This is a genomic window from Bacillus sp. FSL K6-2819, from assembly GCF_038008305.1.
Lineage (GTDB): Bacteria > Bacillota > Bacilli > Bacillales > Bacillaceae > Bacillus > Bacillus amyloliquefaciens.
This window is the reverse complement of record NZ_JBBOYV010000001.1, coordinates 1183962-1196493: the sequence shown is the minus strand read 5'-3', so window position 1 is coordinate 1196493 and position 12532 is coordinate 1183962. Positions and strand designations below refer to the sequence as shown.

General features: G+C 33.4%; 10 protein-coding genes and 4 pseudogenes. 6 read left to right on the top strand and 8 right to left on the bottom strand.

Going from position 1 to position 12532, the window contains the following annotated elements:
• Nucleotides 1–391: 391 nt before the first annotated feature.
• On the bottom strand, nucleotides 392–754 hold the full coding sequence (locus tag MHH91_RS06285) for a hypothetical protein (protein ID WP_013351891.1): 363 nt from the start codon (nucleotides 752–754) through the stop codon (nucleotides 392–394).
• Nucleotides 755–951: 197 nt separating this feature from the next.
• Nucleotides 952–1209, bottom strand: a pseudogene (locus MHH91_RS06280) (hypothetical protein); the annotation flags it as partial.
• A 183-nt stretch (nucleotides 1210–1392) separates the two neighbouring features.
• Between MHH91_RS06280 and MHH91_RS06275 the strand changes: the two are divergent.
• Nucleotides 1393–1683 carry a contact-dependent growth inhibition system immunity protein gene (locus MHH91_RS06275; protein ID WP_038462758.1) on the top strand — a complete coding sequence of 97 codons (291 nt, stop codon included), beginning with the start codon at nucleotides 1393–1395 and terminating at the stop codon, nucleotides 1681–1683.
• Between the two features lie 79 nt (nucleotides 1684–1762).
• On the opposite strand, the gene MHH91_RS06270 is transcribed toward MHH91_RS06275, so the two are convergent.
• Nucleotides 1763–3091: a Kelch repeat-containing protein gene (locus MHH91_RS06270; protein ID WP_250539902.1), complete on the bottom strand. Its 1329-nt coding sequence runs from the start codon at nucleotides 3089–3091 to the stop codon at nucleotides 1763–1765.
• Nucleotides 3092–4085: 994 nt separating this feature from the next.
• Here MHH91_RS06270 and MHH91_RS06260 point away from each other — a divergent pair.
• Complete coding sequence (locus MHH91_RS06260; protein WP_014470520.1) at nucleotides 4086–4322, top strand: hypothetical protein; 237 nt, start codon at nucleotides 4086–4088, stop codon at nucleotides 4320–4322.
• Nucleotides 4323–4659: 337 nt separating this feature from the next.
• On the top strand, nucleotides 4660–5034 hold the full coding sequence (locus tag MHH91_RS06255; protein WP_013351886.1) for a YoqO family protein: 375 nt from the start codon (nucleotides 4660–4662) through the stop codon (nucleotides 5032–5034).
• 13 nt (nucleotides 5035–5047) lie between these two features.
• Here MHH91_RS06255 and MHH91_RS06250 read toward each other — a convergent pair whose 3' ends face one another.
• A complete protein-coding gene (locus MHH91_RS06250) occupies nucleotides 5048–5257 on the bottom strand; it encodes a hypothetical protein (protein WP_014470521.1) in 210 nt (69 codons plus the stop codon).
• A 450-nt stretch (nucleotides 5258–5707) separates the two neighbouring features.
• Here MHH91_RS06250 and MHH91_RS06245 point away from each other — a divergent pair, with 450 nt between their 5' ends.
• Nucleotides 5708–5983 carry an LCI fold-containing protein gene (locus MHH91_RS06245; RefSeq protein WP_013351885.1) on the top strand — a complete coding sequence of 92 codons (276 nt, stop codon included), beginning with the start codon at nucleotides 5708–5710 and terminating at the stop codon, nucleotides 5981–5983.
• A 754-nt stretch (nucleotides 5984–6737) separates the two neighbouring features.
• Here MHH91_RS06245 and MHH91_RS06240 read toward each other — a convergent pair.
• Nucleotides 6738–7025 (bottom strand): annotated as a pseudogene (locus MHH91_RS06240) (Y-family DNA polymerase); the annotation flags it as partial.
• Nucleotides 7018–7347, bottom strand: coding sequence for a YolD-like family protein (locus MHH91_RS06235; protein WP_013351883.1), 330 nt, complete (start codon nucleotides 7345–7347; stop codon nucleotides 7018–7020). The gene MHH91_RS06235 and the pseudogene MHH91_RS06240, both read right to left, overlap by 8 nt.
• A 168-nt stretch (nucleotides 7348–7515) precedes the next feature.
• On the opposite strand from MHH91_RS06235, the pseudogene MHH91_RS06230 reads away from it, so the two are divergent.
• Nucleotides 7516–7665, top strand: a pseudogene (locus MHH91_RS06230) (phage coat protein); the annotation flags it as partial.
• Nucleotides 7666–7800: 135 nt separating this feature from the next.
• Here the strand turns inward: MHH91_RS06230 and MHH91_RS06225 are convergent.
• A pseudogene (locus tag MHH91_RS06225) lies at nucleotides 7801–11390 on the bottom strand (YobI family P-loop NTPase).
• Between the two features lie 433 nt (nucleotides 11391–11823).
• Between MHH91_RS06225 and MHH91_RS06220 the strand changes: the two are divergent.
• Nucleotides 11824–11904, top strand: coding sequence for a putative holin-like toxin (locus MHH91_RS06220; RefSeq protein ID WP_127721184.1), 81 nt, complete (start codon nucleotides 11824–11826; stop codon nucleotides 11902–11904).
• Between the two features lie 283 nt (nucleotides 11905–12187).
• Here MHH91_RS06220 and MHH91_RS06215 read toward each other — a convergent pair whose 3' ends face one another.
• Complete coding sequence (locus MHH91_RS06215; RefSeq protein ID WP_013351878.1) at nucleotides 12188–12523, bottom strand: hypothetical protein; 336 nt, start codon at nucleotides 12521–12523, stop codon at nucleotides 12188–12190.
• Nucleotides 12524–12532 lie beyond the last annotated feature (9 nt).

The following is a 12532-nucleotide window of genomic DNA, read 5'->3' as shown; positions in this document are numbered from 1 at the left end:
CCCCTATTACTGACTCAAACCAACTAACTGTATCTGCAGCCTCTGGTAAGGGGTACAGTGGTTATGCTGCGATGAAGTGTTTCAACAGGCGATGCTTTTGCAGTGACTACTAATAAAATACAGTTGAAGTCAATCTAACGGCTGAACAGATAAACGATAAAAAGTTTATCCAGTAGCATGATAGTGATATTGAATTCACTCTTGGATGGGTGCAGAACAGAAGAATAATTTTTTCATGAATGTCCCTTTTCTTTTCAACGTATATCGATGTGTGTATGGCATGAAAGCAGTTCTTGGACCCTATCCTCCTTCAAATGCATCCACAACAGCTACAATTACAGATTTACCATAATCCAATAATAGGGAAAGGAAAGAAAGCTGTGTCCTTTCCCTATTGCTCCTCCTGCTTTTTGTATTCTGCGATTTCCTTAGGGGTAGCCTTCCGGACTCCGTCTGCGTCTGTCCTGTTTGCCACTTGAGCGCCTTCCATGTTTTTTATCTCACCGACTACTCCCAAATGCTCTAAATACACATAATCACCAATCTTGAAACGATTCAGTTTGGCCTGCTCCTCCGTCATGCTCCTGTATTCAGTTGCGGCTTTCATTTTTAATTCAGCCAGACACATTTGACAAAGGGTTACTGTTACAGAATTGCCGTTAAAATCAGTAAACGAAACTGATCTGACAGATTCCTTTTCCGGATGCATCGCGCATGTTTTCTTCATAGGTGATGGCCGTGTAAATTCAATCATGCCGCTTCCTCCTTAAAAAATGTCTTTTTGTCCCTCTGACATAACTCCGGATGAATGGGAAGTTCCATACTCCCGCATTCGAACCGTCACACTGCGTTTTGTCATTTTTCCGTATTGGATATACGGAACTGCTTCGCCCATTCATCAAAGCTGTATGCGTAATCAACGCTTTCAATGAAACTGATTTCCTCCTTCTAACGGATTTTCATACATCCTTCATAGCTGTAAGCCCATATTTCTTTATAATCCCTCAGCTCGCCGCATTCCCTGTTATGATGAAGTTTCTAAAGCTGTTGACCAGTTTCCACATGTTACCTCCATGCGAAAAGCCGCTAATTCATATGGGTAAACGTCAGCCCTCGTGAATCATCAACGAAGAACAGTTTTCTTAAATCATAAAGACGCTATGCGATCCTTTGACTTCGGTAGAATGTCCGGTGATCAATGCTTGCGATAAGCTATTAACCCACCCTCCCTTTGGGATATAAAGGGAAGGGAGAAATTCTCGGAAGAAACGTAGAACAAGGGTCAAATGTTGCTGAGGATGTCACCAACGCAAAAATAGTGTTGAAAAAAAGTATAAATGGGGAGTTTATTTTAACTGGTTATCCTATAAAATAAAGGAGTTCTAATTCACTATTTACGATAATTATGATAGTTTGGAAGAATTAAGTGATTTCCCAGACGGAACATTTCACCAGGACATGGGTTCACCAAAACAAGCCCTTGAAAACTTCATAACTGAATCCAGCAAAGAATGCCTAGTTTTCACAATAAAATTTTGTGAAGCATTTTTAAATAGTGACATATCTGAACAAGAAAAAGAAAGCTTTATAAAATCAAACTCGGAGATTTATTTTCCAGCGATTGAATTAACCCCCATACAATGGTTAGAAAAAGTAATAACTCAAATAAAAGAAACTCTCTAGGTAAAAGAAAGCCCCTCTCATAAGAGAAGGGCTTTATCTATACGTGGACTGGAATCATTTAACCGAAATCTGTTTTTTGTTAAGAGGTTTTGTCACTTTGATTACTGCTTTTATTTGTTGAGTACTCATTTATTTCAAAAGTAAGGATATTCTTAAAGATAACATGATCTTTTCTGCTCTCAAACGGTCCAATGTTATTACCGTGCTTGTCAATCTCGTATCTCGAAGGGCCTGTTCCTGAATCTTTTTGATCGTACCAGTTAATGAAATCATTTACCTCTTTCATCGAAAGATCAAATTCTTTTTCAAGTCCTGTTGTCATTGTTATAGTAAGGATAGCTCGATCATCGTGCCCTTCCTCAGGAATATTGCCACCAGAACTCGGATCTCCCAAGTTATCATCTGGGTTTTTCTCTGAATACACCTGTACTGTTTTCATCATACCTGAAGTATCTACACCAATAGAGCCACCTTTATTAGTTCCCCCGATAATAAAAATATTATTATTAATAGTTGCCGCACCTGCAGCTATTCGAGAACTGGTTAGATTTTGAAAATTGTTAACTGTATTTGCAATCGGGTCATAAATTACTGAACCATTTGATGCTTTTTTACTTGAATCTGATCCTCCCATTAAATATATTTTATTATTGTATACCGTAGAAGCTATATAGCTTAATTTATTCATCAAAGAGTATTTAAAGGTCCAATTATCAGTTTTGGGATCATACTCAAAAATGCTATTACTCAAACCACTTTTATTTTCGCCACCAATGGCATAGATTTTTTCTTTTACTGTTGCTGTGCTTAAAGCTCTTAATGGAATCGGCAGGGAACTTTTTTCAGACCAGGTTTTAGTCTCAGTATTGTAAATATAAGTATTGGAAGTTGGACCTTCACTAGGATTAAATCCACCTATTAAATAAATATCCTTCCCTATAACTGTTGCAGATGATCCCGTTAGAGGTTTAGGTATTTCTACACCTTTTGTCCATGAATCTGTGTTAATGTCATATATTTCAACAGTTTTTAAATAGGTCTTCGAACCAGAATTATCCTCGCCATAACCTCCGATTACATAGATTTTATGTTCAATAACTGCAATAGCAGCACCTTCTCTCCCTTCATTCATAGAAACTTTTTCAATCCATTTATTTTGTTTAGGATCATATACATAAATTTGGTTTTGAACTTTGCCGTTATTATTACCACCAATTACATAGATTTTACCGTCAATAACCGCTGTACTAAAAAGAGATAGTCCTTTCGGTAAATCTTCTTTATCTTCCCAAGTTTTCACTCCAGTTTGATCTGCATCTTGAGCTTTCACTGGTACAGTAGTAGTGAGTAACAGGCTTGAAAAAATGAGAAATAAAACTATAATTAGGTTTTTATTCAAAGAAATCACTCTCCAAAAAGTTAATCTAGAAAAGAACAATACTATTATCGGTTAATTTTTAAACTTGTTTATAAATAATGTTCTTCACTTTGTAAAGTATTAGTTCTGCTACCAACCTATTTATAAACCTGAAACTTTCCAAACGGAATTTTCCGTTTTTATGGGACATTTCCACCTTCTGATTTCATTGAAGACATTGTAGCCAATGAATACTTGAAATTGATTTAAGAAGTATTGGATGGTTCTATTGAAGAATATAAGATTCAATTAAACACCACCCCATAGCATATATAAAAGAAGATCAAACAGTCATAGAACACCTTTATTCAGAAAGTGAAAACGATAAAAGCTCCATGGAAACAGAAAAATTCAAAGAACTTATGCTCGTCTGGAGAGACAAGATCCCACAAAGGTATAAGAGTGATGATTGAAACTTTAGGTTCCTTGAAATTTAAGGGATCTTTTTATTACTTCAATACCGCTTCAAGTTTCGCTTTGTTTTCGATCCATAAATATAATCTGAAGAACTAATTAGGAACCGTCTGACACAAGGCACGTATCTTCTTGTTTTATCTGTACCCTCTGTAATAACTCTTCATCAGTCTTACCGATATGTCTATCAATTAGATGCCCGTCTTTTGCTTCATGAGCAGCTAATCCACCGCCGGGTGCCAGAGGCGTACTATCACCTTGTTTGACATTACCTATGCCCATGTTGTTAGAAGTTTCAGATCTTCTGAGAACAATAAAACCTTAACTTTAACACCAAATCATTATGTAGACGGACCGATTATTGATGTTGCATGATGGAAAAGTAATCTGAGTGTTCAAAAAAATGCAAACGGTGAGCAGGTATACATCAAAATATATTCAATTTGTTTTTAAAATACCGGATTGCCTCATCTTGCTCTTTATTTAAAATGTTAATCATTAAATCATGCTCCCTTAAGTATAATGTTTAAGTGTTTTTATATGGGGGAATACGTGTTAGGAGGTGGTTTATTTGGAAAATAATCAGAAAATAACGCTAAACTCTTCTTTCGCGTTATCCACTCTTATTGTCTTACTTATAGCATTGTTCCCGGCCTATTCCTCTTGGTTTGTCACGATATTCTTTTTAGGATTTGCACTAATATACACATTTGAAAAAAATAAGAGTAAATCCTCAAAATTAATTGCCATTATCTCTTATCCATTGTTTGTTGTTGCATTGGTTTACAGCATAATAAACAGTATGTAATAATCCTCCCATCTATAGGGAGTTAGAAAACTTTCCAGTTCATACGATTCTCAATCTTCAGGAATGTAAACAGAATAACGTTCCGCATCATCCTCTGAAATCCGGATCCATTTATAATCCCCTACAAACCAAAACCGCGGTGCAGCTTAAGAGTCAGTATTTTGTGTTTTCAACTCTTGCTGAAGTTCTTTTAAAAACTGAATATCTTAATTCATTCGTTCCTCCTATTCATCTATTTAAAATCACGATTTTAATTTAATTTTAATGTGTTTCATCTTGAGAAAATCCCCTTTAATTGGTAAACTCGTACCTAACTTACATACGAGTGGGTGTTGCCTTGAATAAAACAATCGGAATTACTGGATTAATCATTAGCCTAGCAGTGCAATCATTTTCGGCTGATGAATCGCTATCCCACAAGATTGCTACGGCTTTGTTATTTGTATCAATAATGATTTATAACTTTGAACATGCTAAAGATTATTCTAAAAAGTCACTTGTAATTTTAGGAGTTACCTTTATTCTTTTTATGCTAGGAATTTATCAACTTCTCTCTTTTACCAGCGATTACTTTGAAAAGCTTAATGTGAATTTTAGATATATCCTCTTATTTGAAATAGCATTAATTATTGCATTGGTAACGATTGCAGTAAACGTAATGAAGTACATTGCGAATCGGTTAAGGAAATCACCTAATGGTAAAGGGTTATAACTCTTTGGCTTTTTTATGCTAAATGCTTCTTTCTATGCGATCTTTTATGTTCAAATGCGATATCAACTTTTACCGGTTCCTGCTCTTTTGCTACTCGTTCCGTAACAACAATCAGTTGTCCATTTGCCTGGCGGTCAACGCTATGAACTGAATATCCTTTGGCAGCGTAATATTCACCAATAACCTCATCAACGTGGTTGCTAAGTAGATTTGTCTTAATCATCTAAATAACCTCCATTTATTGTATTTTTATTCTCTATTTGTTTATATTTATTCCATCTTCAGCCACACTCTAATCCATCTCTAGTACAGTTTCCGGGTCTATCACAACCTTTTTGATTTCGCCTTCTTTCAATTCTCAATAAATTCACTATAATTGCTCAGCTGAAATAAGAAGATTGTCTTTAAGGCAAAGCATTTCCTCTATCTGTTTACCATGTGATCTAAAGTGAAAATCAAAAATTTCTATAGATTCTTATTATATATTGCAACTACCATAACTCCCCTTACAAATTTCAAAAGTAATAATTCTTAAAACATCTTAATATTCGCATTCAAATGACATTAGTTGACACAAAAATTCCATATATATGGTAATAACTTCGCTATTTCTCTAATAACTTAAACCATATAATGGAATTGCAAGAAAAAATATATGAAATGGGGGATTTACATGAGTTACAAAAAAGTATTAACAGGTGTTGCATTATCGGTTGGTTTACTTGTTTCAGGATCTCCTGCGTTCGCTGCAAGCGCAAGCACGGATCAAGAAATAGCAAATGTTGCAAGTGATGATTTTAAAGCTCAAGCTATCACTTGGGATCTACCTAGCACTACAGGTATTTTTGCCAACACATTTGATCGAGACGGAATCCGCTGGTATTTAAAAGGTATTACAAAAGTCTCGGAAGGCCATTGGATTGGTCATTACGAAGGTGTACGATTATAAAGATTGCAATTGGGGGCTTCTAGCTCCCTTTTTTAACTTCAAAAACCACTTCTTCGAGTAATATTAAAATATGAACTTACTATAGCGTTTTATTATTGATTATTTTGCCCAGTCCTCTCTGAATAAAAAAATCCTTTTATTGTGATTCTGTTGCCTTAATTAAAAATCTCATTCTTTCCTTCTTTGTTTTGGTGAAATCGTTGCATTTTTTCAAAATGTCCTGAAACAAGTGAAATGGAATTGGATTTAAACCAAGGATTCTGACCTTATTACAATAGCCCCCGTAATAGGCTTACTCGTATTCCTTCTGCTCTGATCTTGAAGTAAATGGATTCACTTGTCTTCTCCCTTCTGACTAACTAAATATCTTAATAACATTCTTTAATTCAACATTTAAATTCTGCGCCAAACAATGAAATGGCTTATCATGTTGGTTCAAATGTTTATTCTCAAAGTGCGCTACGAAATCTTAGCTCGTATTCGAATAACTGTACTATCGGGATTGAAATGGGCCAAAACGATATGACAGGTAAGCCTCAGGCGCAACATATGAAAAAACATTAGAGCTAGCTTGCTCCCTCTTGAAAAAATACGGCCTGACACACGAAAACCTTTGGACTCACCATCAGGTTGTTGGGTGGAAAGATTGTCATAGATACTTCACTAACAATCCATCAGATTGGGTTCGATTTGTGCAAGACGCTTCTAAAATTCTAACTGGAAATCTGTCACGATTCCTACCCCTACTCCAACCAACATCAGTTGAAACTCTGATGAAAAGTTTCATTTGCGGATTTACTATGTGAATTCTTGGATCATCTGGAATCTCAAATAACCGGGAGCCAGTCTTGATTCCATAATCTTTTTTAAGTGCAGGAGACGCTGCTAAGACAACACTTCCCTGTCTATCCGTGTTTCCGACTACAGCGAGATAACATGTCATTGGATTCAATCCCATTGTTACAGCTGAAACCGAAGCATAAAAGGATTTCATATCTACACAAAGTATATTTTTACGTGGAAACTGTGAGTAATCAATCATTGTAAGCAACTCCTATGATGTCATTCATGGTGATGTATACGATTTGATCGTGATGATCTTTTATGTGTAATTTGTGTTGTTCGTAATTGAGATATTGAACTGTACCGATTAAATCCTCAGCAACCCCTTCTTTAAAGAGCTTAAACTTTAGTTCTTTATTCAGTGCCATTGCTTCAGAAACCAAGATGTCAATCTCCTCAATTTGTTGTTCATCTAAAGATGGCTCCATTTTCGAAACATCCAACAAGTCATGTTTTAGTTGCGTTAAATATTCTGGAAGCATCATGGAAGTCCAATTGATTGTTCCTCGATCTCTAAGCATTTTGAATCACTCCTTTATCGATCTAACATTAACAGAACAAACGTTCTTTATTCAATATAAATAAGAACAATAGTTCGATGTAGTTGTTGGAAATAAAGTATAAAGTTCAATGATATATGTAATATTACATAGGAGAATTTCTTTTCGTACAAAGAGAATATGAAGGTGAATGAAGCAAAGCTCCATGAATATTTAAAAGAAAATCTGTCTAGAGAAGCAAAGGAAAAATATAAGATTTATATATTCACAGATGAGGAGGATCATTTGTTCAGAGAAGATCATCGAAAATATTTTCAAAAAAACAAATTTGATAAGTGAAAACGCCCAGCAATTAAACTGGACGTTAATTCGCTCCTATTTCAAAGCTACCCTATAATGTATTAAATTATAGGGTAATTTTTAAAAATGCTTCGATGGATATATAGATTACTCCTAATGAACATTAATTATTCTTTATTTTTTTTTAGTATTCACGCGTAATTTCTTTCCGCTTTCTTCTTTAACAGAGGATACATAGTTTTTCGACTTTAATGCAGTTGCCAACGCTTTATTAGTTCTATTATTTAAGATCTTTATTCGCCTACCTTTTTCAACTATTTCGGAGTAAGGTTTCCCCATTTTAGTTAAATATTCAGTAATTAAATCATTATCGATATACTTTATTTGTCCCGTTAGCAATGATAACCTAGTATCCATTGTTGCGGGTGATTCAAGTAAAAAGTCAAGTAGATCATTGGTTATTTTCAGGTTATGCTCATTAATGAAATAAATTGTATCTTCAAGGATGTCTTTATTTCCATCTGTCATAAAGTTAGATTTTAACTGCTGTACAAAGTATTCTTTGTTAAATTGAGAAAAGTCTTTGCTATCTATGAGTTGCTTTACATCATTTGCATCAAGCGGAAAATCTCCTTGTTTTTTAATAAACTCATCAGAATTTCTTACAACAAGTCGAGTATGAAGTGCATCGAAATTTAATTTTAACTCTTTAAAATTTTCGAATGTTAGAGATAACAAATCATTCTCAATCATTAATTTTGCTCTTGTTTCAGTGACATTTCCGAACGGAAAGTGATCCCAAGAGTGGATGCTAGGAATCAACATCTCGAATGTTTTGTCTGTTATATCTCTACTATTAACGATTTCTTCTGAAATATCTTCTAAAATCACTTCGTCAAATCTATCATTAAGTGCCTCTATATTACTCTCAGAAAGCACACGCCAATTATCTGGATCATTTAGGAAATCTGTCAGGAAGTTCGGAATTGTTTTGTTGTACTCGATATAAGATGTAATAACATTTGACCAGTCTGCAATCATTTTATTTTCTTGAATCACTATAGGCCACAATTCTTTAGGTAATTCACCGATATTCGAGATGGTAAAACTTTTTTTCATGATAATTGAATGTTTAACTTCCACATCTAGCCCTTCCCAATTTAATAGTTCCAGTACACTTTCCTCTGGTTCCTCAGTTTCCTCAGTAAGTAGAACTTTTTTAACAAATACTGCAATATTTTCATTTACGTAATCAATGACAGCCTGTTGACCAGAATTTTTAACTGCAGCATACGTTACACTGGGAGTATTATTTAAAATAACCGATAAATTATTGGTATTGATTTCGTACAGATTATGTTGAACAACAAAGTCGTATATTGTTTCTGAGTTTAGTATATGCTCCAAACGTTTAAATTTAACTGAAAGTTTTATAAGTAGTTCTTTCGTTTTCCTTTCTTCAGGTACTAGCGCAAGAAAATCGGAGTGCTTTGATAATTTACAAGATATAGCTGACTCTTTATCCATTCGGATAATATCATCAGTATCAACATATGCGAGTATATCTGCCAAGTATTCATTTTTTTTCTGTTCTGTATAATCGGATTTATGTTCAATATAATTCCAAAAATCATCCCACTTATTAGATATCGATTGAATAAATGTAGCTTTTATTGTCGCTCTTTCTTTAAAACCATCTATGAAGGTAAGAGATGCTCCTCTTCCATTTACCAATTGTTCAATTATATGGTCATAACAACTTTGATAATCAGGATGTTCCATTATATAATTCAAAAGATCATAGTTGAGTACCTCTACTTGCTTAAATTCATCACCAGCAAGCTTCTTCATAATTTTAGTTTTATTCTCTAATGGATATTCAAAAGGTAGTGATTCATGGTTTTTAATACTAAATACAAATTGAATATCGGATAGGCTCAAATTTTCCGGATAAAAATAAGTAATATAATGGTTATACAATTCATCAATATATCCATGGCGCAACAAGTAAACAAGTAACTTTTTCTCGTAGATTTCATCCGAAAAAACGGTTTTCGATTCGCTTTTAGCAATTAGTGTTTGTAAAGATTGTACACTTATTTCTTGTTTTTCTTTTTTTAATTGTGATAGTTCTTTTTTTAGCTCTTGGATTTTATTTTGCTCTATAACTCTAACGGCTTCTTCTCTTTCAAAATAGTTTGGTTTCCTATTGAAAACGGTTGCAATATCTTTAATTGTCGCTGTACCATTCTTGTCTCTTAAATAACAATGGACAGTATCGGCATTTTTCAACTTTTCAAAAAATTGATCTGTATTAGCTGTGTTGCTTCTAAATCGCTCGCCATCTATCTGAATATAATAACTATTAGGTGAATTCAAATTTGATATCCCTAATTCGCCCAAGTATATAAAATTTAATTCAGCAATTGATTTTAATGGTTCAACTTCTGCACTCGCTATTGTCATCTCTATTTGTTGTATTTTTGCATCAATTAAGTTAATTTGTTCCTTAATTATGCGTTGTTTTTTTGAAAGAGTTCATATACCAACCCTTTATTATATTGTAATTTAGAAAAATCCACGGGATAAATATTCTTGTAGATTATCATTGCCAACAATTTGTTAGCATCAAGATCAATAGCACTTAATTTTTGTTGGTATATTACAAATTCATTAAAAATATTCTTTAATACTCTCATGTCATCAATGTAAATTGTTACATCTTCTAGAAAATAATCGTTTACCAATTCCGAGTAAGGTGAATATTTTATTTTCTTTTTAAGCAAATCTCCTGAATTAGATGCATTAATAATAGGTATTACTGGGATTATAAAATCAAAAAATTTCGTACGGTCTTTAGTTAACTTATCTGAATCTACATCTCCAAAAATATCATCTTTTATCGCATATATAAAAACCACACGTCTATCTATTTGTTCTGAATTATTTATAAGTTCATTCAATTCCCTCAGTTTTTCAAAAATATCGATAATATCAAAGCGATCTAAATCTTCAAAAATTACAACATTATATTTGGAGGCTTCAAAAAAATACAATATTTCATCTAAATATTTATCAAATATTGAGGAGCTCTCTTCTCCTGAATTCTTTTCTAACGTTGCGTTAGCAATTGTCACCTTATTTAGTTTTAAGTTAGCGTGAACAAAATGATAAATTCTTTTACATACAAATAAAGGATATATTATAAAAAAAAGTGTTAATAATGTAGTTAGTATTATTTGTTGCCGATCTCCACCACCAAGACTCCTTGAAATTAATGTCTCAGCATATATGTCTTTAAGTACATCAGGATTAATAAGGTATGTACCAACTATAATGAATGTAAAAAAGGAAATCAATTTTAGGATTATACTCTTCGTTCTTATATGCTTAATTCTTTTAAACCTTGAGAAAGGAAGGGTTCGGTCTTGTACCCGGTATATCATTTGTTGCAGGATGCTTTTCTCTAATTTATTTTCCACATCATTGTTATCTGTGTGGAATGTAGCTAAGGATATATTTAAGAAACTATATTCCTTACTATGTTGTTCCTGATAGGTATTTAATATGCTACTTTTTCCAGATCCATAAGGGCCAGTCAGTGCGATATTTTTCACTTTTTTATTTTTTAACCCCCAACTTAGTGCTTCTGAATATTTCCCATCAGTATCAACATCATTGCTAGGAGTAAGATCTTCAAAGAGACTCTCTGCCTTAACATTGGATTCATCTAATTTAATCTGAAGTTTCTGTAACCAGTTCATAATTTTTTGTTTGAATTTCCCCAAAAAAATATTTCCTTTCTATGCAATTTTTAGATTATTAAATTAGCAAGTTGCAAATGCCAGTCGAGATGAAAATTAATTACATGGTATCTTTAACTGACCTTAGTTCTATCTCTACAATTGACTTTCATATTTTAAATTGTAACATGAGAGGCAAAATATGTGTTTAATTAAGTATGTAATTAAATCTCTCTTTGAGTTTAAACCATCTTAAAAATTAAGTCTCTTAAAATGACCATTAACATAAAAAAAGAACTTGCAAAATGCAGGTTCTTTTTTTATTGTCAATTTATTGTGAATTTTTAACGACAAGGGCATTTTATGTATAGTATAATATTTCCTGTACATTAAAGCATGCTCACTCAAGGGAGTCTTGCTCACCTCCATGTCTCAAACAGAGGAGGTGAGGCCAATGTCAACTTTTCAAGTATTAGTACTCATGCTTGGATTTGGGTCATTTATAATTGCATTGTTGACCTATATAAAAAAATAGACCTCCCTTGAGCCCTGGAAAAGTTTAAGGGATGGTCTATTCGGTAGATCTGAGCAAGCCCTTTTGTGGGCAGCTTTAGTACAAACAATGACCTGTGGGTGTTGGCGCACCCCTGGTCTTCTTTTATTTTATGCATTTTTTAAGAAAGAAATACGCAACCAATCAAATGTCTTACAGTTCTGATTATAACACATTAAGCGAAACCATTGAAATAATTTGCAAAACTTTTGTTTTATGGATAAAACTATTATTTTATTTGGACTCGATAAGTATCTTTAATGTATCAATGTGCTTTATTACTTTCCAAATACTTTTCATGTTGTCTTTCTAAAACATTAATATCCTCTTTAATAATCTTAACTTCATATTTTTCTTTATCTTCATCGGATAAGTTGTCGTTTAAATAGCGCCGTAATTCTTCTTCACTTTTTGTTTTATCCATCCCAATTGATATGACTGGGTCTGTTTCTCCAATTCCAAAGCTAAATAAGCCAAATTCATCCCATGCACTTTCTAATACTTCCTCAGTGGATCTTTGATTTTTAAGAGGATGTGAAACTATGCTATACATGATCACAGAACAAACAATAACCAAGACTCCAATTAATTTCTTTTTCATTGTCTCCTC